Origin of the sequence: Methylobacterium fujisawaense, assembly GCF_014138435.1 — a bacterium.
Lineage (GTDB): Bacteria > Pseudomonadota > Alphaproteobacteria > Rhizobiales > Beijerinckiaceae > Methylobacterium > Methylobacterium fujisawaense.
The window spans coordinates 169,026-190,210 of sequence record NZ_JACJIM010000008.1 but is presented as its reverse complement, the minus strand read 5'-3'; the positions used below and the strand labels follow the sequence as shown (position 1 = coordinate 190,210).

Annotated in this window: 18 protein-coding genes and 1 pseudogene; 15 read left to right on the top strand and 4 right to left on the bottom strand. The window is 72.3% G+C overall.

Features of this window, described 5'->3' with window-relative positions; translation table 11 throughout:
• The first annotated feature begins 14 nt into the window (after positions 1-14).
• The 13 genes from araD1 to GGQ91_RS23560 all read left to right on the top strand — a co-directional run bounded on the left by araD1 (position 15) and on the right by GGQ91_RS23560 (position 13,127).
• The gene (araD1, locus tag GGQ91_RS23620; protein WP_182592969.1) at positions 15-995 is read left to right on the top strand and encodes an AraD1 family protein; all 981 of its coding nucleotides are present in this window, start codon (positions 15-17) and stop codon (positions 993-995) included.
• A 1-nt stretch (position 996) separates the two neighbouring features.
• Positions 997-1,923 (top strand): Gfo/Idh/MocA family protein, encoded by a 927-nt coding sequence (locus tag GGQ91_RS23615; RefSeq protein ID WP_075379945.1) that lies wholly within the window; start codon positions 997-999, stop codon positions 1,921-1,923.
• Between the two features lie 84 nt (positions 1,924-2,007).
• A complete protein-coding gene (locus tag GGQ91_RS23610) occupies positions 2,008-3,534 on the top strand; it encodes a carbohydrate porin (protein WP_182592968.1) in 1,527 nt (508 codons plus the stop codon).
• Between the two features lie 272 nt (positions 3,535-3,806).
• Positions 3,807-5,315, top strand: coding sequence for an ATPase domain-containing protein (locus tag GGQ91_RS23605; protein ID WP_043355227.1), 1,509 nt, complete (start codon positions 3,807-3,809; stop codon positions 5,313-5,315).
• Positions 5,302-6,342 carry a sensor histidine kinase gene (locus GGQ91_RS23600; protein WP_043355225.1) on the top strand — a complete coding sequence of 347 codons (1,041 nt, stop codon included), beginning with the start codon at positions 5,302-5,304 and terminating at the stop codon, positions 6,340-6,342. The genes GGQ91_RS23605 and GGQ91_RS23600 overlap by 14 nt, the downstream gene beginning before the upstream one ends.
• Positions 6,343-6,487: 145 nt before the next feature.
• Positions 6,488-6,850 carry a hypothetical protein gene (locus GGQ91_RS23595; RefSeq protein WP_043382391.1) on the top strand — a complete coding sequence of 121 codons (363 nt, stop codon included), beginning with the start codon at positions 6,488-6,490 and terminating at the stop codon, positions 6,848-6,850.
• Positions 6,851-7,295: 445 nt separating this feature from the next.
• Positions 7,296-7,871: an FMN reductase gene (gene msuE, locus GGQ91_RS23590; RefSeq protein ID WP_043355222.1), complete on the top strand. Its 576-nt coding sequence runs from the start codon at positions 7,296-7,298 to the stop codon at positions 7,869-7,871.
• Between the two features lie 8 nt (positions 7,872-7,879).
• A complete protein-coding gene (locus GGQ91_RS23585; protein ID WP_182592967.1) occupies positions 7,880-8,839 on the top strand; it encodes an aliphatic sulfonate ABC transporter substrate-binding protein in 960 nt (319 codons plus the stop codon).
• Positions 8,840-8,857: 18 nt separating this feature from the next.
• Positions 8,858-9,880 carry a sulfonate ABC transporter substrate-binding protein gene (locus tag GGQ91_RS23580; protein ID WP_182592966.1) on the top strand — a complete coding sequence of 341 codons (1,023 nt, stop codon included), beginning with the start codon at positions 8,858-8,860 and terminating at the stop codon, positions 9,878-9,880.
• Positions 9,880-10,662, top strand: a complete 783-nt coding sequence (gene ssuC / locus GGQ91_RS23575) for an aliphatic sulfonate ABC transporter permease SsuC (protein WP_182592965.1) — start codon at positions 9,880-9,882, stop codon at positions 10,660-10,662. Before GGQ91_RS23580 ends, ssuC begins: the two co-directional genes overlap by 1 nt.
• On the top strand, positions 10,662-11,513 hold the full coding sequence (locus GGQ91_RS23570; RefSeq protein WP_043382382.1) for an ABC transporter ATP-binding protein: 852 nt from the start codon (positions 10,662-10,664) through the stop codon (positions 11,511-11,513). Before ssuC ends, GGQ91_RS23570 begins: the two co-directional genes overlap by 1 nt.
• A gap of 19 nt (positions 11,514-11,532) precedes the next feature.
• Positions 11,533-12,708: an FMNH2-dependent alkanesulfonate monooxygenase gene (ssuD, locus tag GGQ91_RS23565; protein WP_043382379.1), complete on the top strand. Its 1,176-nt coding sequence runs from the start codon at positions 11,533-11,535 to the stop codon at positions 12,706-12,708.
• Between the two features lie 149 nt (positions 12,709-12,857).
• Positions 12,858-13,127, top strand: coding sequence for a hypothetical protein (locus GGQ91_RS23560; protein WP_043357569.1), 270 nt, complete (start codon positions 12,858-12,860; stop codon positions 13,125-13,127).
• A gap of 4 nt (positions 13,128-13,131) precedes the next feature.
• Here the strand turns inward: GGQ91_RS23560 and GGQ91_RS23555 are convergent, their stop codons facing one another.
• Positions 13,132-14,559 (bottom strand): hypothetical protein, encoded by a 1,428-nt coding sequence (locus tag GGQ91_RS23555; RefSeq protein WP_182592964.1) that lies wholly within the window; start codon positions 14,557-14,559, stop codon positions 13,132-13,134.
• Between the two features lie 296 nt (positions 14,560-14,855).
• Between GGQ91_RS23555 and GGQ91_RS23550 the strand changes: the two genes are divergently transcribed.
• Positions 14,856-17,111 (top strand): SLC26A/SulP transporter family protein, encoded by a 2,256-nt coding sequence (locus GGQ91_RS23550; protein ID WP_182592963.1) that lies wholly within the window; start codon positions 14,856-14,858, stop codon positions 17,109-17,111.
• Between the two features lie 34 nt (positions 17,112-17,145).
• On the opposite strand, the gene GGQ91_RS23545 is transcribed toward GGQ91_RS23550, so the two are convergent.
• On the bottom strand, positions 17,146-17,541 hold the full coding sequence (locus GGQ91_RS23545) for a DUF3307 domain-containing protein (protein WP_043756514.1): 396 nt from the start codon (positions 17,539-17,541) through the stop codon (positions 17,146-17,148).
• Positions 17,542-17,901: 360 nt separating this feature from the next.
• Here GGQ91_RS23545 and GGQ91_RS28275 point away from each other — a divergent pair.
• Positions 17,902-18,402, top strand: a pseudogene (locus GGQ91_RS28275) (sigma factor); the annotation flags it as partial.
• A gap of 24 nt (positions 18,403-18,426) precedes the next feature.
• Here the strand turns inward: GGQ91_RS28275 and GGQ91_RS23540 are convergent.
• Positions 18,427-19,839, bottom strand: coding sequence for an MATE family efflux transporter (locus GGQ91_RS23540; RefSeq protein ID WP_182592962.1), 1,413 nt, complete (start codon positions 19,837-19,839; stop codon positions 18,427-18,429).
• Positions 19,836-21,167 carry a lysine N(6)-hydroxylase/L-ornithine N(5)-oxygenase family protein gene (locus GGQ91_RS23535; RefSeq protein ID WP_246410879.1) on the bottom strand — a complete coding sequence of 444 codons (1,332 nt, stop codon included), beginning with the start codon at positions 21,165-21,167 and terminating at the stop codon, positions 19,836-19,838. The genes GGQ91_RS23540 and GGQ91_RS23535 overlap by 4 nt, the downstream gene beginning before the upstream one ends.
• Positions 21,168-21,185 lie beyond the last annotated feature (18 nt).

Below are 21,185 nucleotides of genomic sequence, written 5' to 3'. Positions count from 1 at the left end.
CCGGGAGGACACAGATGGGACGATCACTCCTACAATTCCGCGCCGCCGACGGGCAGCGGGGGGTCGCGCTGCTCGCCGACGGTCGGGCGCGGCGGGTGCTCGGCGTCGACAGCGTGCGCGCCCTGGCGCGCAGGGCTCTCGAGGCGGGGGACGATCTGGCCGCGACGGCGGAGCGGGCGGGACTCGGCGCGCCCGTCGATCTCGACACGGTCCGGCTCCTGCCGCCCATCGACCACGCCGATCCCGCCCACCTGATGCTGAGCGGCACCGGCCTGACGCATCTCGGCTCCGCGGAGGGCCGCGACGCGATGCACCGCGCGGCCGCGGCCGACCCGGCGCCGACCGACTCGATGCGCATGTTCCGGATGGGCGTCGAGGGCGGCAAGCCGGCGCCGGGCGAGGCCGGCGTGCAGCCGGAATGGTTCTACAAGGGCGACGGCTCCGGCCTGGTCGCCTCCGGCGAGCCGCTTGTCTCGCCGGCCTTCGCCCGCGACGGCGGCGAGGAGCCGGAGATCGCCGGGATCTACCTGGTCGACGCCGACGGCACCCCGGTGCGCCTCGGCTTCGCCCTGGCGAACGAGTTCTCCGACCACGTGACCGAGCGCGGCAACTACCTGTGGCTCGCCCATTCCAAGCTGCGCCCGGCCGCCCTCGGCCCGGAGCTGTGGCTCGGGGCGCTTCCCCCGGACGTGCGCGGGACCAGCCGCATCCTGCGCGACGGCGCCGTGCTCTGGGAGAAGCCGTTCCTCTCCGGGGAGGCGAACATGTCCCACAGCATCGCCAACCTGGAGCGGCACCACTTCAAATACGCACCCTTCCGGCGCCCCGGCGACGTGCACGTCCACTTCTTCGGGACCGCCACCCTGTCGTTCAGCGACGGCGTCGCGACCCGGCCCGGCGACGTGTTCGAGATCGAGGCCGCGCCGTTCGCGCTGCCCCTGCGCAACCCCCTGGCGGCCGCCCCGCCCACCGATCCGGCTGTGCGGGTGCTCTGAGATGGCGAGCCCGATCCGCATCGGTCTGGTGGGTGTCGGCAAGATCGCCCGCGACCAGCATCTGCCGGTCATCGCCGCCTCCCCGGATTACAGCCTCGTGGCGGTGGCGAGCCGGCATGGCGGGCTCGACGGCGTGCCGAGCTACGGCAGCCTGGAGGCGATGCTGGCGGCGCACGGCGACCTCGACGCCGTCGCCCTGTGCCAGCCGCCGCAGGCGCGGTTCGCGGCGGCCCTGGCGGGGATCGCGGCGGGCCGCCACGTCTTCCTCGAGAAGCCCCCGGGGGCGACGCTGGCCGAGGTCGGGCTCCTGGTCGAGGCCGCTCGGACCCGGGGCGTGAGCCTGTTCGCGAGCTGGCACTCGCGCTTCGCGCCGGGGGTGGAGCCCGCGCGCCGCTGGCTGTCGGGCCGCCGGATCCGGTCGGTGGAGATCGCTTGGCTGGAGGATGTCCGGCACTGGCACCCGGGCCAGGACTGGATCTGGGACGCGGGCGGGATGGGCGTGTTCGATCCGGGGATCAACGCCCTGTCCATCGCCACGCATATCCTGCCGCCGTTCCACCTGACCGGCGCGACCCTGTCGGTGCCGGAGAACCGGCAGGCGCCGATCGCCGCCGACCTGCATTTCGCCGATGCCGCCGGCACCCCGATCCGGGCCCGGTTCGACTGGCGCCAGACCGGGCCGCAGACCTGGGACATCCGGGTCGAGACCGACGACGGTACCCTGGTGCTTTCGCAAGGCGGGGCCGTCCTGACGATCGACGGCCGCGACCAGCCGCTCCCGCCCGAGGCGGAGTACCGCGGCCTCTACGACCGTTTCGCCGCCCTGGTCCGCTCCGGCGCCAGCGACGTCGACCTGAATCCGCTGATCCACGCCGCCGACGCCTTCATGCGCGGCGAGCGCCGCACGGTGGAGGCCTTCACGGACTGACCGGACACGGACTGACCGGGAGGCCCCCTGCGGGACACGAACGCGACAGAGCCAGGCAAGGCCGCGCGGTTAAGGGGGAGTCACATGGGAAAGTATAGGCGATGGGCCGCGCTCGCATTCTGTGCCGCGACGGTCACGGCGGGCGCGTGTCCGGCGGTCGCACAGGTTGAAGCCACGGCTCCGGACGGGGGACCGTCGCTGGTGAATCCGGGGCCGAAGGCGAATCCGGCGCAGAAGGCCCGGTACCGGGCGAACCGCGCCCGGCGGCGGGTCATCCGGGAGGCGCGGAGCTTCTCGGGCGCCAGCAGCGCCGCGGCCAGCCTCGACGTGCAGGGCAGCAGCGCGACGCCGCCCAGCCTGCCGCCGGGCACCCTCGATCTGGGCAACGGGATCAGCATGATCCTGAACTACACCGGCGAGTTCGCCGCCAACCCGTCCGGCGGCATCCGCCAGGGATCGGCCTATGCCGGCCAGATCGCCTTCGGCCTCGACGCCGATCTCGCGCGTCTCGCGGGGATCGACGGCGGCTCGGTCCACACCGTCGTCACCCAGCGCCACGGACGGAGCCTGGCGCAGGATTCCATCGGCTTCGACGGCAGCGTGCAGGAGATCTACGGCGGCGGCCAGACCGCCCATCTCACCCTGCTGTCCTATGAGCAGAAGCTGTTCGACAACCGCCTCGACCTCGAGGTCGGCCGCCTGCTGGCCAACCCGAACTTCCTGGCCTCGCCGCTCTACTGCAACTTCCAGAACAACGCGACCTGCGGCGCGCCGAAGTCCATCTTCAAGCTGACGAACTTCACCTACTGGCCGATCGCCACCTGGGGCGGCCATGCCAAGGCCTGGGTCAACGACAAGGTGTTCCTGCACGCCGGCATCTACGAGGTGAACCCCCGCGACCAGTTGCCGACGCAGAACGGGATCGACTGGTCGACCAACGGCGCTACCGGTGTCCTGGTGCCGGTGGAAGTCGGCTACTCGACCAATTTCGGCAATGACCCGCTGCCGCGCAACTACAGCGTCGGCGTCGTCTTCGACCGGTCGGACTACAAGGATCCCGTGCTCGACCAGCGGGGCGGCGCCCGGGTCTTCAGCGGCCTCGATCCGCTGACCCGGTTCGGCCGCTCGGCGGTCTACGCCCGCTTCGACCAAATGGTCTGGCGGCCGGACCCGAACGGCATCCAGGGCCTGTCGGTCTTCGGCGTCGCGCTCGGCGGGACCGGCGGCCGGCAGACCCAGGATTACTTCCTGGAGGGCGGCGCCGTGCTGACCGGCACCTTCCCCGGCCGGCCCTACGACACCCTCGGCTTCGTCTTCGCCATGGAGAAGCTCTCGCCGCTGGGCACGGCCAACATCCGGGCGGCGCGCACGGCGCTCGGGCTCGGCACCAGGAACGTCGAATCCCTGCAGACCATCCTGGAGCTGAGCTACGGCATCCAGCTCACCCCGGCGGTGCGGCTGATGCCGAACCTGCAATACGTGATCGACCCGGACCAGACCCGCTTCCCGTTCCGTCCGAAGCCGATCCCGGATGCCTTCGTGATCGGCGCGAAGCTGTCGGTGGACCTGTTCACCCTGGCCGGCCTGGCGAAGGGTCCGGGCAGCCAGTGAGCGCGCGACCCCCCGGCGCCCGCAGGATGCGGGCGCCGGTCCTCCATCGCGGCGCCAATCCCGGCTGCCGCACGGCGCGGCCGTCCGGCAGGACCGATGTCCCGGTCGCGCCGACGGTCGCGCCGACGGTCGCGCAGACGGTCTCGGCCGGCGCAGGAGCGCGGCGGACGGGGTTTCGCCCTGCGCGCTCCTTCGTGTACGAGACCGGGCTCCGCGTTCCGTCACGCGGTCGGTGGGCTGCCCGCCCGTCGGGCGACGGCAGAGACCTGGACATGGCAGTGACCGATCAAGACGCGGCGCCGGTCTGTACCGGAGTGGCCGGCCTCGACCACATCCTGGACGGCGGCTACGCGTCCCGGCGCTCGCACCTCATCGAGGGCCGGCCCGGATCCGGCAAGACGACGCTGGCGATGCAGTTCCTGCTCGACGGCGTGCGGCGGGGCGAGCGCTGCCTGTACATCACGCTGTCCGAGAGCCGGCGCGAGCTTCTGAACGTCGCCGGGCGCCACGGCTGGTCCCTCGACGGCATCGAGATCTTCGAACTCATCGCGCCGGAACTCAGCCTCGACCCGAACCAGCAGCAGAGCCTCGTCCATTCGTCCGATCTCGAACTCGGCGAGACCATCCGCATGGCGATCGCCGAGATCGAGCGGACCAAGCCGCAGCGCGTCGTGTTCGACAGCCTGTCCGAGATCCGGCTGCTCTCGCAGGGTTCGCTGCGCTACCGCAGGCAGGTCCACGCCCTGCGCAGCTTCCTGCTCATCCAGAACACCACGGCGCTGCTCCTCGACGATCTGACCGCCGAGGCGGACGACCTGAATCTGCACAGTCTCAGCCATGCCGTGATCCGGCTGGAACAGCTCGCGCCGCTGTACGGCGGGGAGCGGCGGCGCCTGCGCGTGATCAAGATGCGCGGCACGCCGTTCCGGGGCGGGTTCCACGACTACGTCATCCGGCGCGGCGGTCTCACGGTGTTCCCGCGGCTCGTCGCGGCCGAGCATCTCGGCACCTTCGCCGACGACCAGTGCGGCACGGGCAGCCCCGAGCTCGACCTGCTGCTCGGCGGCGGCATCGATCGCGGGACCAGCACGATGCTGATCGGCCCGTCCGGCGTCGGCAAGTCGACGGTGGCGCTCACCTGCGTCACCGCGGCGATCGCCCGCGGCGAGAAGGTGCTGATCCTCAGCTTCGACGAGACCACGAACGTGCTGCGCCGCCGGGCCCGCGGCCTCGGCATGCCGATCGACGCCGTAATCGCCTCCGGCGATCTCCGGGTCGAACAGATCGATCCGGCGGAGGTCTCGCCCGGCGAACTCGCCGACATCGTGCAGGAGGCGGTCGAGCACCAGGGCGTGACGACGGTCGTGATCGATTCCCTGACCGGCTATCACAACGCCATGCCGGAGGAGAACTACCTGCTCCTGCAGATGCACGAGTTGCTGACCTACCTGAACCAGCAGGGCGTCGTCACGCTCCTGGTCCTGGCCCAGCACGGCATGATCGGGGCGATGGGCGCCAATGTCGACCTGACCTATCTCAGCGACACGATCCTGCTGTTCCGCACCTTCGAGGCCGATGGCCGGCTGCGGCGCGCGATCTCGGTGGTGAAGAAGCGGACCGGCAGCCATGAGAACGCGATCCGCGAGTTGCGGATCGACTCCGACGGGATCCGCGTTGGCGAACCACTCAGCGCGTTCAGGGGTATCATGACCGGCGTTCCGACATTCGAAGGTGAACGGTCGTCCCTCTTGCCCACCCACAGGGCTGATGACCGACGCTGAACCGCCGGTTCTCCTCTTCACGCCGGGGGGCCGCGACGCCGTCGTCGCCGCGACCATCCTCGGCGAGGGACAGATCGCGTCGCAGATCTGCGGCAGCCTCGCGGAGGTGGTCGCCCGGCTCCACACGGCCGCCTGCGCGGTCCTGACCGAGGAGGCGCTGCTCTCCTCGAACCGGCAGGCGCTGGCGGATTGGATCGCCGCCCAGCCGCCCTGGTCCGACTTCCCGTTCATCCTCCTGCGACTGCGCGGCGCCGAGCCCAACACGCAGTTGACCGACCTCTTGGGCAACGTGAGCGTGCTGGAGCGCCCGTTCCATCCGGCGACCCTGATCATGGCGGCCCGGGCCGCCCATCGCGCCAAGCGCCGGCAGCTCGAGGCGCGGGCCCATCTCGAGGAGCGCGAGCGGACGACGGAGCGGCAGGCGCTCCTGATCCGCGAGCTGCATCACCGGGTGAAGAACACGCTGGCGACGGTGCAGGCGCTGCTCGGGGCTTCGGCCCGGTCCGCCACCACCGTGGACGCGTTCTACGAGGCGTTCTCGGCGCGGGTGATCTCGCTGGCCAAGACCCACAATCTCCTGACCGAGGATTACTGGCAGCAGGCCCCCCTGCGCGAGATGCTGATGAACGAGCTGGGGCCCTACAACGACGTCGAGGGCTCCCGCATCCAGCTGGACGGGCCGCCGATCGACCTGATGGGCGACCTCGCGGTCCCGACCGGCATGGCCATCCACGAGCTGACGACCAACGCGGCCAAGCACGGCGCCTTGTCGGTTCCGGAGGGCTGTATCCGGATCCGCTGGGGTGTCGAGCAGACGCCGGCGGCACGCATGCTCCATCTCGACTGGACCGAACGGGGCGGCCCGTTCACGGAGACACCGACGCGGAAGGGCTTCGGCTCGACGCTGCTGCAACGCGTCCTGAAGCTCCAGTGCCAGGCGGAGATCGCCTTCGATTTCCAGCCGGCCGGCCTGCATTTCACCATGCGTGCGCCGCTGCCCGAGACGCGCGTCGTCCCGACCTACTGAGCGCACCGGTTCTCGAAACCCGGCGGCCCGGATCCGACCGCGGGATGTGCGCTTTCACACAGAAGTGTGGTGCATCCTCCGGCTCAGGTCGAACCGATCGCAGGTGCGAGATTTGGGATGTCGCAGCACAGCGACACGTTTCTCGATGACCAAGTTTGCCCCTCTCGTCGCCGCCATCCTCGCCTGGGCCGCCTTCGGCACCTGGGCCGAAGCCCGGCGATCCGCGCTCCAGAAGGATATTCCGGCCCTGCGTCCGGGCATCGAAGCCGATCTGGCCGCCCGAAACTGCCCGAATGTCCGTATCGACACGGAGCGCTTCCGCCAGTTCTCGCGAGAGAACCACCTCAACCACGCCGATTTCTTCACGAAGAAGCGCTCGGTCGCCCTGCAGCAGGACCTCGACGCGGAGGCGACGCAGTTCCGGGAGCGTCCGGAGCAGGCCTGCGCGCAGATGTGGGACAAGTACGGCGACGACGGTACCGTGCTGCATCTCCTCGCCCGCAAATAGACGGACCGCCGGCCGGGCGCGTGCTGGAACCGGCCCGCCGCCCGGCGGGCCGCCAGGGTTCGCGGCCGACGGGCGAGCGTCTGCCGGTTGCCGGCCCGCCGGGCTCCCGGCCGACGAGGCCCTTCCAAAGCCCCGCGGAATGCGAGAGCGCCCTTCTCCCGCCGGGCCCTCCGGGAGACGAAAGCTTCGTTTCCCGCGCGACCACGCCGCCGCGGCACAAGATTTCGGCGCGAGTCCGCCCGGCATCCTGAGATAAAATCTCATCCGGGTCGAGATGTTTCGAGCAGAACGTTTTGCGTTCGCGAGACAATTGGGAACCGCGTTTCATTGACGGCGGAACGTGGGGCGATCAATTCTATCGACCTATTCGGATGTCCGGCCGCACCATCCTCGCTCTTCGAGATCGCGGCGGCTCGCCATCCTGTCCCGCAGCAAGGCACCCGGAATGACACGACCGAGACTCGTCGGCCTGAGCGCGAACGTGCAGCGGCCCTCCAAGACCCGGACGCTGGTGGATGCGGTGCTGCGCGAGGCCGGCGCCCGGGCGCCCCTCGATGTGCGCCTCCTCGACTTCGTCGATGCCGGAACCGGCCTCGGCGCCGCCTGGACCCGCGACCAGCTCCCGGCGTCTTCGCGCAGCGTGCTCGCGGCGATCGAGGAGGCGGACGGTCTCGTGGTCGGCTCGCCGGTCTACAAGGGCGCCTATACCGGCCTGTTCAAGCACCTGTTCGACCTCGTCGATCCGGGGGCGCTGGCCGGCAAGCCCGTGGCGATCGTGGCCACCGGCGGCGGCGCGCGCCACGCGCTCGTGGTCGAGCACGCCTTCCGGCCGCTCTTCGGCTTCTTCGGCGCCCTCCAGATCCCGACGGCCGTCTACGCCTCCGATCCCGATTTCAGCGACGGCGTGCTCACCGAGGCCGGCGTGCGCGCCCGCGCCGCCGAGGCCGGCGGGCAGCTCGCGGCCCTGCTGGTCCACCGGTCGGCCTCCGCCGCGCCCCTCGCCCTGGCCGCCGCCGAGTGAGCCGGGCGATGCTTAACCGCCGCAGCCTGCTGGCCGCCCTGGCGGCCCTGCCCCTCGCGCCGGCGCTGGTCCGGGGCGCCCGCGCGGCCGAGCCCGGCGTGGTGCGGATCGGCTACCAGAAGAACGGCATCCTGGTCGTCGCCAAGCAGCAGGGAATCATCGAGAAGCGCCTGGAGCCCCTCGGCCAGAGCGTGCGCTGGGTCGAGTTCTCCTTCGGGCCGCCGCTGCTGGAGGCCCTGTCGCTCGACGGGATCGACTTCGGACAGACCGGCGACGCGCCGCCGATCTTCGCGCAGGCCGCGCGCGCCAACCTCGTCTACGCGGCCGCCCAGGAGGCCGGCGGGTCGGGGGCGGGGATCCTGCTCCCGAAGGCCTCGGCGATCCAGAGCCTCGCCGAGCTCAAGGGCAAGCGGGTCGCCTTCGCCAAGGCGTCGAGCGCCCACAACCTGACCATCGCGGCCCTGGAGAAGGCAGGCCTCGGCTACGCCGACATCACGCCGGTGACCCTGGCGCCCGCGGACGCCGCGGCGGCCTTCGCCCGGGGCAGCATCGACGCCTGGACGATCTGGGACCCGTATTTCGCCATCGCCGAGCAGGGGGAGGGGGTGCGGGTGCTGGCCCGCGCCAGCGACATCACCCCGCAGAACAACTACTTCCTGGCGAGTCGCCCCTTCGCGGAGACCCGCGCCCCGGTGCTCCAGGCGGTGATCGACGCGCTCGGGGACGTGGCGGCCTGGTGCACGCAGAACCGCGGCGCCGTCGCCGACCTCCTGTCGCAGGGCACCGGCGTGCCCCTCGCCGCCACGCGCCGGGCGGTGGACCGGACCGACTACGTGATCGGCCCGATGAACGACCGGGTCGCCGCCGAGCAGCAGCGGATCGCCGACCGCTTCCACGCCCTGAAGTTGATCCCCAAGCCGATCCGGATCGCCGACGCGGTCTGGACCGCCCCCGCCCGCAACGGCTGACACCGACTGCCGAGAGCCATGACCGACCGCATGCCCCGCGCCCTGGCCCTGCCGCCGTCCGACGGCCCGGCGCCGAACCGCCGCCTGCTCCTGTCCGCCGGGCTCGGCCTCGCGGCGGCCGCGATGCTGCGCCCCGCCCGGGCCGCGGGCAGTATCCGGATCGGCTACCAAAAATACGGCTCCCTGGTGCTGCTGAAGGGCCGCGGCAGCCTGGAGACGGCGCTCCAGCCGCTGGGCGTCACGGTGGCGTGGTCGGAATTCCCGTCCGGGCCGCCGCTCCTGGAGGCGCTGAATGCCGGGGCGATCGATTTCGGCTCCGCCGGGGAGGCCCCGCCGATCTTTGCCCAGGCCGCGAGCCCGGAGCTGCGCTACGTCGCCACCGAGCCGCCGGCGCCGCGGGGGGAGGCGATCCTCGTGCCCAAGGACAGCCCGGTGCGCAGCGTCGCCGACCTGCGCGGGAAGACCATCGCCCTCAACAAGGGCTCGAACGTCCACTTCCTGCTGGTGCGCGCCCTGGCGCAGGCGGGCGTGCCCTATGACGGGGTGAAGCTCGCCTTCCTGGCGCCGGCGGACGCCAACGCCGCCTTCGTGCGCGGCTCCGTCGACGCCTGGGCGATCTGGGATCCGTATCTCGCCGCCGCCGAGCGCGCCACGGGCGCCCGGGTCCTGGCCGACGGGCAGGGGCTCGCCCCCAACCGCCAGTTCTACCTGTCCCGGCGGGGCTTCACCGATTCCAGCCCGGAGATCGTGTCGGCCGTGCTCAAGGCGATCGGTGAGGTCGATGCCTGGGCGGAGGGCCACGCGGACGCCGTGGCGGCGGAACTCGCCCCCGCGGTGGGCATCCCCGCGCCGGTTCTCGGCGTCGCCCTGGGACGGCTGTCCTACGGCGTCGCGCCCCTCGACGCCGCGGCGGTCGCCGACCAGCAGAAGGTCGCCGACGCGTTCCACGGGCTGGGCCTCCTGCCGCGACCGATCCGGGTCGCCGACGCGGTCTGGACGCAGCCCGAGCGCCGGGCCGAGAATCGGGTGGAGACTCGCTGATGCGCAACGCCAAGCTCGATCGCCTCGGCGACACGGCCCTGCCCTGGCTCCTGCCGGCGGCGCTCCTTCTCGGCTGGCAGGCCGCGGTCTCGGCTGGCCTCGTCTCCAACCGCTTCATGCCGGCGCCCCTCGACGTGGTCCGGGCCGGCTGGGAGGCCGGGCGGACCGGGGAGCTCTGGACCAATCTCGGCGTCAGCACCCTGCGGGCGCTCGCGGGCTTCGTGATCGGCGGCAGCATCGGCTTCGCGCTCGGCCTCGCCAACGGCCTGTCGCGCCTGTCGGAGCGGCTCACCGACACCTCGGTGCAGATGGTGCGCAACGTGCCCCACCTGTCGCTGATCCCGCTGGTGATCCTGTGGTTCGGCATCGGCGAGGAGGCCAAGCTGTTCCTCGTGGCGCTCGGCGTGTTCTTCCCGATCTACGCCAACACCCTGCACGGCATCCGCTCGGTGGATCCGGGCCTCGTGGAGATGGGCCGGGTCTACGGCATGTCCCGCAGCGAGCTGTTCGCCCGGGTGGTGCTGCCCGGCGCCCTGCCGTCGATCTTCGTCGGCCTGCGTTACGGCCTGGGCATCATGTGGCTGACGCTGATCGTCGCCGAGACGATCTCGGCCTCGTCGGGGCTCGGCTACATGGCCATGCAGGCGCGCGAGTTCATGCTGGTCGACGTCGTGGTGCTGGCGATCCTGATCTACGCGGCCCTCGGCAAGCTCGCCGACGCCCTGACCCGCCAGCTCGAGCGCACCTGCCTCGCCTGGAATCCCGCCTACAGGAGCGCCTGATGCTGCTCGACGCCGTCCGCCGCGAGGCGCTTCCCGACGCCGGATCGGCACCCCGTCAGGCCGGGGGATCCGCATCGTCACGCCCGCCCGCGGAGCCCGCGGGCCGCGGCATCGCCGTCACCGTCCGCGACCTGCACAAGAGCTTCGACGGCACCGCCGTCATCGAGGGCCTGAACCTGTTCCTGCCGGCCGGCGGGTTCACCGCGGTGGTGGGCCGCTCCGGCTGCGGCAAGAGCACCCTGCTGCGCCTGATCCTCGGGCTGGAGACGCCCACCGGCGGCCGGATCGATCTGGAAGGGCCGGCGACGTCGCCCCGCCGGTCGGAGCCGCCGAAGCGGATCATGTTCCAGGAGCCGCGCCTCCTGCCCTGGGCGCGGGTCGTCGACAACGTCGCGGTCGGCCTGTCGGGCCTCGGCTCCCGGGCCGAGCGCCGGGAGCGGGCGCTCGCGGCGCTCGCCGAGGTCGGGCTCGGCGACAAGGCGGGACAATGGCCCGCGACCCTGTCGGGGGGCCAGCGGCAGCGGGTGGCGCTGGCCCGGGCGCTGGTGAGCCGGCCGGGCCTGCTCGCCCTCGACGAACCCCTCGGCGCCCTCGACGCCCTGACCCGCATCGGCATGCAGGACCTGATCGAGCGGATCTGGCAGGCGCAGGGCTTCACGGCGCTGCTCGTGACCCACGACGTCGCCGAGGCGGTGGCGCTGGCCGACCGCATCCTCGTGGTGGAAGCCGGGCGGATCGCCCTCGACCTGCGGGTCGACGTGCCGCGCCCGCGCCGACGCGGGGATCCGGATCTCGCACGCCTCGAAGGCCGTATTCTCGATCATCTTCTGGGCGCGCCGCAGGCCGCCTGACCCGCAACGGAGCTTCCCGATGACCGCATCGCACGACGGGCGCGCCGACGTCCTCTGGTTCCTGCCGACCCACGGCGACGGGCGCTATCTCGGTGCCCAGGAGGGCGCCCGGGACGTGTCGCTCGGCTACCTCCAGCAGATCGCGCAGGGCGCCGACGCCCTCGGCTATTACGGCGTGCTGCTGCCCACCGGGCGCTCCTGCGAGGATTCCTGGATCGTCGCCTCGGCCCTGGCGCCCCTGACCCGGCAGCTGCGCTTCCTCGTGGCGGTGCGGCCGGGCCTGATGGAGCCCTCGGCCGCCGCCCGCATGACCGCGACCCTCGACCGGATCTCCGGCGGGCGCCTGCTGATCAACGTCGTCACCGGCGGCGACCCGGTGGAGCTCGCCGGCGACGGCGTGTTCCTGTCCCACGACGAACGCTACGCCGTCACCGACGAGTTCCTGACGATCTGGCGCGGCCTGCTGGCGGGGGAGACCGTGACCTTCCAGGGCGCGCATCTGCGCGCCGAGAACGGCCGGCTGATCTACCCGCCGGTGCAGAAGCCCTATCCGCCGCTCTATTTCGGCGGCTCCTCGCCCGCCGGGATGGCGGTGGCGGCCGAGCATTGCGACGTCTACCTCACCTGGGGCGAGCCGCCGGCGCAGGTCGCGGAGAAGATCGCCGCCGCCCGGCAGGCCGCCGAGGCGAAGGGCAAGACCTTCTCGTACGGCATCCGCCTGCACGTTATCGCCCGGGAGACGGAGGGCGAGGCCTGGGACGCAGCCGAGCAACTGATCTCGAAGCTCGACGACGCCACCATCGCCAAGGCGCAGGAGACCCTGAAGCGGCAGGATTCCGTCGGCCAGAGCCGCATGATGGCCCTCCACGGCGGCAAGCGCGACAAGCTGGTGGTGTCGCCCAACCTCTGGGCCGGCGTCGGCCTCGTGCGCGGCGGTGCCGGGACGGCTTTGGTCGGCTCGGCCGATCAGGTCGCCGACCGGATGAAGGAGTACATCGATCTCGGGATCGACCGCTTCATCCTCTCGGGCTACCCGCACCTGGAGGAGGCCTACCGCTTCGCCGAGCTGGTCTTCCCGAAGCTGCCGCTGCGCGCCACCACGGGTCGCCCGGCCACCAATGCCCGCAACGACGGCCCGTTCGGGGAGATCGTCGCCAACGACATCGTGCCCAGCCGCCGCGTCGGCGCGCACTGACCGGAGGATCGGGCCGCCCTCCGGGACCGGGCATGGCTGATCTGCATTCGCGCTGCCCGGGTGTCATGGTGACGCCATCCTTGGCGTCCATCCGCCCCGCCCATCGCCGCGCGCCGTACGCGCGCGGCCGGGACGAGTGAAGGATGTCCATGACTTCGACCAAGACGGCCCTGCTGGCCATCGGTCTCTGCCTCGGCCCCGCCGCGGCCTTCGCGGAGCAATCCCCGGCCCGGGAAGCGCTCAAGCAGTACTGCACCGGCGACTACATGGATTTCTGCAGCGCCTACGCGCCGGGCGGCCCGGAAGTCGAAGCCTGCTTCAAGGCCAATCTCAAGAAGCTCTCGCCCAACTGCTCGGCGGCGATCACCGCCTACAAGAAGGAGCAGCGGGCGACCAAGCGCTTCAGCGAGGCGCGCTGAACCGTCACCGCACGGCGACGCCCAGAGGCGCGCCGCTGCAGTCGAGATGCGCCGGGTTGGTCGAGACCACCCCGGCATTGCACCCCGCCTGCGTCCCGACATAGAGGGGCGTCCCCCCGGATCCGGGCCGCGCGAGGTAGCCGATCGGCCGCGTGCCGGCGTCGAGATGGCGGGGATTGCTGGTGACGAGGCCTGCATCGAGCCCGGCCGCCGTGCCGACATAGACGGGCGGGTCGCCGGGGTTACCCGGTTGCGCCAGAGTGGCGCCGATCGGTGCCGTGGCGCAGCCCTTGTACCCCGGGTCGATCGTCACCTCGCCGGCGTTGCAGCCGCCCTGCGTGCCGACATAGAGCGCCGTACCGGGCGCCCGGGCGGCCGGGGGCGGCGCGACGGCCGCCTGCGGCGCGATAGCAGCCCGCGGCGCTTGGGCGGCCCGCGGCGCTTGGGCAGCCTGCGGCGCTTGAGCGGCCGGCCCGCCGCCGAGCGCCGTCCGCAGGGCCGCGATCCCCGCCTTGACGTCCTCCAGCGTGCCGACCACCACGTAGCAGGTGTAGCTGTGCGCCCCGGCCGGGACGTTGTTCTCGCGGAAGACGCAGTTCCACTTCACCGTCGCGTTGCCGGGGCCCGGCAGGGTCGCGAAGTTGAACCGGCCGTAGCCCGCGTTCGGCACGCTCGGCTGGGGGAGGGCGGGGCTGTACACGCCCATGGCCCGGGATCCGTCGGCATTGGCCAGGATCACCGGCACGCCCTGCTCGGCCGGCCCCGCGGAGAGCGGCGCGGAGCGGCCCGTCGCCGGATCGTAGCTCCAGAACTGCGCGAAGTCGGGGGGCATGTAGGCGGTGGCCGCCTCGAAGGTCGCGGAGGCATGCGGCTCGGCGGTGACGTAGGTGGCGCGGTACGCGATGGCGTTGGCCACGCCCTCGGCGCCGAGGGTGACGCGCTTGGCCAGGACGTCGTTGGAGCGCGGCCCGGCATGGGGGCCGGGGCCCTTCGGGCAATTGCCGGTCGTCGCACCGGGCCCGATCCAGTAGGCCATCTGGGACCGGGTCTCGAGCGTGTCGGCGCCGACCTGCAGGGCCGTGAGCAGGCTCGTGCTGCGCGGGCCGGTGCCGTCGGCATCGCTGCCGGCCTCCGTGGGGTTCAGGCACTCGCCGTAGCCGTCGAAGGCGGCGGCCGATTGCAGCTCCCGGCCGTGGTCGCGGGCGTTGATGAACTGCGTGCCGCCCCAGGTCAGGCTGTCGATGGCGCCCGCGGTCCGGGACGAGACGCCGACGGCGAGGGGCGATCCCTTGAGCGGCCGGCTGATCGTCGCCCGGCCGCCGGGCTCGGGCCATGCGATCGACGGCGCATCCGCGGCGCGGGCGGACCCGGCGAAGCCGGCGAGCAGCAGCGCCGCGCAGGCGGGACGGATGGGTCGGATCGGTGCGGTCATCGGCGACTCCTGGGCGCCGTCGGCTTAGCAGGTGCGGGCGCGCCGTCCAGGATCGCATCCCGGATACCGGACCGGGACCCGCGCGCCGCAACCGGGCCTCGTCGGTCCGCCGCCCGCGCCGATGCTGCCTTCGGGCAGCCTCACGCCTGCACGATAATTTAAGCCCGTGGCCGCCATCAGGTTAGGACACGCGCGGCCGAACTCCGAGTCCTGCGGCTCTGTGATGATCGGCCCGCGCGACTATCGGGAACCTGTCTCGGCAGTCCCGGAGACTGCACGATGTGGAGGCCGTGCCGATGACGACACCCGACCTGACGTCCGCCGGAACCGCCTCCCGGGCCGGCGGCCGCGAGGGGCTGCTGCGCGGTGCACGCATCGGCGCCGCCGCGGCGGTGACCGTGATGGTGCTGCTGCTCGATCTCATCAGCTACTCCCAGCTCATCTTCGCGGGGCCGCTGGCGGAGAGCCGCGCCGCCGGCCTGTCGGGCCTGCTCGCGGCCTACGTGCTGGGCAGCCTCGTCTTCATCGCGCTCCGCCGGACCGCGCGGATCTCGCTCTCCTTCATCGGCGCGGCCGCGATCGTGCAGGCGGCGATCGCCGCGGGCGTCGCCGGGCAGCTGGAAGCGGCGGGCGTGACCGATCCGGAGACGGTGGGCCAGCTCGTCCTCGTCGCCTGCGGCGTCTCGACCTTCGCCACCGGATTGGTCTTCGCGCTGCTCGGCACCCTGCGGGCCTCCCTGCTGGTGCAGCTCCTGCCCTATCCGGTGCTCGCCGGCTTCCTCGGCGGCGTCGGGCTGCTGTTCCTGCGCAGCGGCGTGCAGATCGGCGGCCATGTCGACGATCCGCTGGCGGCCCTGCTCCGCACCGTCGACCCGGCGGCCCTCGATCCGGGCCGGATCGATGCCGGAGCGCTGGCGCGCATCGCCCTGACCCTCGGCATCGGCTTCTGCGCCTTCTACCTGCCCCGGATCGTCCGGCACTGGGGGACCTATCCCACGGTCATCCTGTCGAGTCTCGCCGTGGTCCATCTCGGACTGGCCTGGACCGGCACCAGCGTCGCCGCCGGGCAGGCCGCGGGATGGCTGATCGAGCCGCTGCCGGCGGGGTCGCTGCTGCGGCCGCCCGCCATCGGCAGCCTCATGGCCTTCGACCCGCACCTGCTCCTGCCGATCTGGCCCAAGATCGCCACCCTGGTCGTCGTGGCAGTGATCATCCAGATCCTCTACGTGGTGAGCGTCGAGCTGGAGATCCGGCGCGACCTCGACATCGACCGGATGTTCGTCGCCTCCGGCGCCACCAACATGGTCGGAAGCCTGTTCGGCAGCTCCGCGATGGGCTTCGGCCGGACCTCGACGCTCCTGCTGCACAACATCGGCGGCGGCCACTGGCTCGGCTGGTGGCTGACGCTGGCCGTCATGGCGGCGCTGCTCATCGTCGGCGCGAGCCCCCTGGCGCTTCTGCCCCGCCCGCTGGCCGGCGGCGCCCTGATCGCCATCGGCATCGGGCTGCTGTTCAACCTGAACATCGCCTGCCGGACCCTTCCGGGCTGGGAGATCGCCATCGCGCTGGTCGTGTGCGCCGCCACGGCGTTCTTCGGAGCCACCACGGGCTTCCTGGTCGGCGTCCTGCTGGCGATCCTGATCTTCGGGGTCCAGTACGGGCAGATCGGCGCGATCCGCCGGTCGCTCTCTGGGGCGGAGCGGCGCAGCAGCGTCATCCGCGGTCCCGACGCCGCGGCGCGTCTGCAGGAAGCCGGCGGCCGCACCCGGATCTACACCCTGCAGGGCTACCTGTTCTTCCTCAACGCCCAGGCGATCTACCGGCGCGCCGGCGCGGAGGCCGGGGATCTGCGCGTCCTGATCCTGGATTTCCGCGAGACGGTCGGGCTCGACAGTTCGGCGCTCATCGCGTTCCGCAAGGTCGGCCAGCTCGCCGAGCAGCGGGGCTTCGACGTGCTGCTGGTCCATCTCGATCCGGCCGCACGCCTGCAGATCGCCCGCAACGGCCTCACCGCGGACCCGCATATCCGGATCCGCGACACCCTGGACGAGGCCCTGCGCGAAGCCGAGGCCACCCTCCTGGCGGAGGCCGGGGGAGCCGGCCCGGGGGAGGTCGCCGTCTTCGCCCGGCACATGGCCGATCGGCTGGGCAGCACGTTCGGGCCGGACGACTTCGCACCGTATCTGACGGTCCGCGACCTGACGGCCGGGGCGACGCTGATGCGCCAGGGGGAGGCGGCCGACGCCCTCTACTTCCTGGAGCAGGGCGTCGTCTCCATCGAGATGGAGGTTCCCGGCCGCGGAAACCTGCGCCTGCGCACCACCACCGCGGGCACGGTGATCGGCGAGATCGCGCTGGTCCAGGGCGGCCGGCGCACCGCCACCGCCATCGCCGAGAGCCCCTGCCGGGTGGTCGGCATCGACCGCGCCGGCCTCGCCCGCATGGAGCGGGAGCGCCCCGATCTGGCGCTCACCTTCCAGCGCTTCCTGATGCTGGAACTCGCCGGCAAGGTCTCCGACACGAACCGGCTGCTCGAGGCGGAGATGCTGTGACGCGCCCGGCGGCGCCCGCCCTCCGCACCGCGGATCAGGCCGCCGCCAGCATCACGGCGAACCCGAGATGGGTGACCTGATGCAGGAACTGGTCGATGCCGACCAGCCACCAGAACCGGGCATCCGTGGTGGGCAGGCGCGTCCGCTGGGCGACCAGCGCCTTGCCGCGGTCGATCGCCGTGTGGATCGCGAAGTCCGCCAGCGCCAGCCACCACAGGGCCGGCTTCACCGCGAGGGCGATCAGCAGCGTGCCGAGGCCGTGCAGGCCGGTATGGGCGCAGAGCGGGACGAGCCACGCGGACGGCCGTTGCTTGCCTTCAGCCATCCAGTTGGTCTGGAACAGGAAATCCGCCGCGAGGTGCTTCACGGCGAACGCGAGGACCAGCAGCGCGAAGGCACCCACCGGGACGAGCGTATCGACGGACGGCATCGCGGCCCCGGCTCTCCTGACGCGATCCTGCGGGGAAGGGTTCGGATGCGCATCCCGCGCTCCGAATCGACAGGCCGCCAGCATACACGCGCCGACCGGCCCTGGCGCGGACGGAAATCCGATCCCACGGCCGCTCCGGCACCGGACGCCAGACACCAGACGCCGGACCGCAGGATTCAAGACTTAGAAAGTCGTCACGACCTTCTTCGCACCCGGAAATCAGATCTTTTCGATAATCGCTGCGAAAACATCCCGAACAGCGAATATTTTAATCATTCTAATTCACGAAGATAGACATTGTTGTCCAAATCGACCGCATGATAGCTGTCCCGGCTGCGTGAGCTACGCAGGCGGGACAATGTGAGCGGGATCGTGGCGGCCCGGAATTACGACGCTGGCCTCTCCGGCCAGAGGATCACGGCGGCTCCCGTGCCCGGCTCCGGCCGGCAGCCGCCCGGCGGATCCTGGAACCTCGCGGCGTTCGAGCGCCATCGCGCCGCCTATCTGGCGAGCGCGCGCCGCATCCTCGGCTGCCCGGCCCAGGCCGAGGACGTGGTGCAGGACGTGCTGCTCCGGCTCATCGCGGATCCGCCTGAGGCCGCGGATGCAGTCCAGGCCGCCTATGTCGGGCGGATGGTGCGCAACCTCGCCCTCGACCGGGCTCGGCGGCAGGGCTTCGAGCGGCGCCTGTTCACCGGCCTCGATGCCGCCCCGGATCCGGCCGACCCGGGGATGGGAACCCCCGAGGCGGCCGCGGCGTCGCGCGAATCCCTGCGGCAGGTGGAGGCCGCGGTGGCCGAACTGCCGGAGCCGGTGCGGACCGCCTTCCAGCTCCACCGGGTCGAGGGCGTTCCGCAGATCGAGATCGCGGCCCGGCTCGGGGTCTCACGTGCCCTGGTGTGCGGCCTCGTGCGCCGCGGCCACCTGCACTGTCTCGCGGCCCTCGACCGGCGCTGCGCCGCCTGTCCGGCGCGCGCCGACGCACCACGCGAGCATCAGCGCCAAGCCGATCCCGTCGGCCAGGAACTCGGCCGCGACCCGGCTGGCGAGCACCCCCGTATAGCCGAGGAGCGGCGGCAGGATCAGGAGCGGCGGGATCAGCGCCAACCCCTGCGCCGCCAGCGACACGGCGGCGGCCCGGCGCGGCGCGCCGATCGCCTGGAACAGGGTCGCGGCCGTGAGCTGTAGGCCCACCGGCATGAAGGCCACGGCGAAGATCGCGGTGGCGCGCGCACCCTCCCGGGCGGTCCCCGGATCCTGCGCGAACAGGCCCGCGAGGGGCTCGGCCAGCACGATCATCAGGCCGCCCACGATGGCTCCATAGGCGAGGGCGGCGGTGAGCACGAAGACGAGGGCGCGGTGCAGGCGATCCCGGCGGCCGCCACCGGCGGCGTGGCCGAGGACGGCCTGGGCGCCCGCCATCGTCCCGAGGAGCGGCAGCGCCGCCACCAGGGTCAGCCGCAGGGCGATGCCCTGCGCGGCGACGGCGGCGTCGCCATAGGGGGCGGCCGCCTCCACGAACAGCGCCATCGCGAAGGCCGCGAGGAGGCTGGAGCCGGTGGCCGGCACGGCGAGGGTCAGGGCCTCGGCGAGAGCCGCCCGCCCGACCCGGCTGCCGGGCCATCGGACGCTGATGCGGTCCGGCCCCCGCGCCCGGGCGAAATGCAGGCCGTAAGCGGCCGCCCCCGCGAGCTGCGCGCCGATCGCCGCCCAGCCGGCTCCCGCCGTGCCGAGACCGCAGACCCGGATCAGCACCCCGTCGAGCAGGATGTTGAGGCCGAAGCTGCCGACCATGACTGCGCCGCTGAGGCGCGCATGGCCCTGGGCGCGCACGATGAAGCCGCCGACGATCATCACCAGCATCAGCGCCGTGCCGACCGTGGCGAGCGCCGTGTAGGGCGCGGCCTCCGCGGCGAGGGCGGCATCGGCGCCGAGGAGGCGCAGCCAGAACGGCGTGTCGGCGACGATCGCGGCCGTGACGGCGAGCCCGGCCGGCAGGCTCAGCCAGAAGCCGAGGCCGGCAGAGGCCGCGGCGCGGTCGTCGTCCCCCGCCCCGAGGGCGCGGGAGACCTGCGAGGCCGCCGCGATCCCCGCCCCGTAGCCGAGCGCCGCGACCAGCAGCGTGACCGGATACGCGATGGCGATGGTGGCGATCGCGGCCGCGCCGAGATCGGCCACGAACCACGCATTGACCAGCATCTGCAGCGCGTGGGCCGAGATGCCGAGGATCGCCGGCCCCGACAACCGCAGGACGAGGGCGACGACCCGGTCCTGGTCGAGATCGACCGGCCGCCTCACGGGGCCGCCGCAGCCGACCGGATGGCCGCCCGGGCGGCGCGTTCCTCTTCGAGGATCGTCTGCGCGATGGCGCCGGCCCGCACGGGCAGGATCGACAGCAACGTCTCGGTCAGACCGTGCGTCGGCTCGCTGAAGCCCTGGAGGTGCAGGCTCACCCGGGGCTCGGCGCGCTCCAGCGGCAGGCGGTAGTGCCGGTCCGCGGTCTCGCCGGCCATGAACGGGCGCACGGGATCGAGGATCGCCGGCACCGCGGCGCGCTGGTAGCCGGTGGCGCAGATCACCGCCGCGTAGCTCTGCCGCTCCTCGGTGCCGGCGACGTCGTCGCGCAGGGTCGCGCGCAAGCCCTCCGATGCCGCCTCCAGCGCCACCACCCGGGTGCTCCGCCGCAGCCGGTAGCGGGTCACGCCACTCACCGTCTGCTCGTAGAGCGTGGCGTAGAAGTCCTGGATCAGGTCGGCGTCGACCACCGCGTAGTTGGTGGCGCGGTGGGCGGCGATCAGCTCGGCCCGGACCGGCGCGGGGGCGCCGTGGATCCGGTCGACGGCCGCAGGGTCGAAGATCTCGTTGACGAAGGGACTGTCGTCGGCGGGCTTCAGGGCGGGCCCGCGGATCGCGAGGTCGACGAGCGCCCGCGGGTAGCGTGCGCCGAGATCGGTGACGATCTCCAGGGCGCTCTGGCCGCCGCCCACCACCAGGATGCGGGGCTCCGGCCCGTCCAAGCGCGGCGCCCCGAGGGCCTGCGCGATCCCCGGCAGGTACCAGGAGGAGTGGATCAGCCGCCGGTCCTGCGCGTGGGCCGCGAAGGGGGCGGGGATCGCCGGGTCGCCGCCCGCGGCCACGACGAGGTGACGGCAGCGGCGCAGGCGGCGCGTCCCGGCGCCGTCCCGGGCCTCGACCACGAAGGCGGCGAGCCGGCCGTCGCGGATCTCCGGCCGCACGGCCTCCACGGTCTCGCCATACGCGACCACGTCCGAGAAATGGTCCGCCGCCCAGGCCAGGTAGTCGTTGTACTCGACCCGGGACGGGTTGAACGTCTTGAGGTTGAGGAAGGTGCTGAGCCGCCCCTTCACGTGCAGGTAGTTGAGGAAGCTGAACGGGCTCGTCGGATCGCGCAGGGACACGAGGTCCTTCACGAAGCTGATCTGCATGTCGGCGCCGGGCAGCATCATCGCCCGGTGCCAGCCGAACCGATCCTGCCGCTCGATGAACCGCAGGGACGTCCGCGGCGGCCCGTTGCCCATCGCGTCGCGCAGGGCGATGGCCAGGGACAGGTTGGCCGGGCCGAAGCCGATGCCGATGATGTCGTCGGTCGCGGGGTGATCCGTCATCGCTCGCATCTCTGTTCG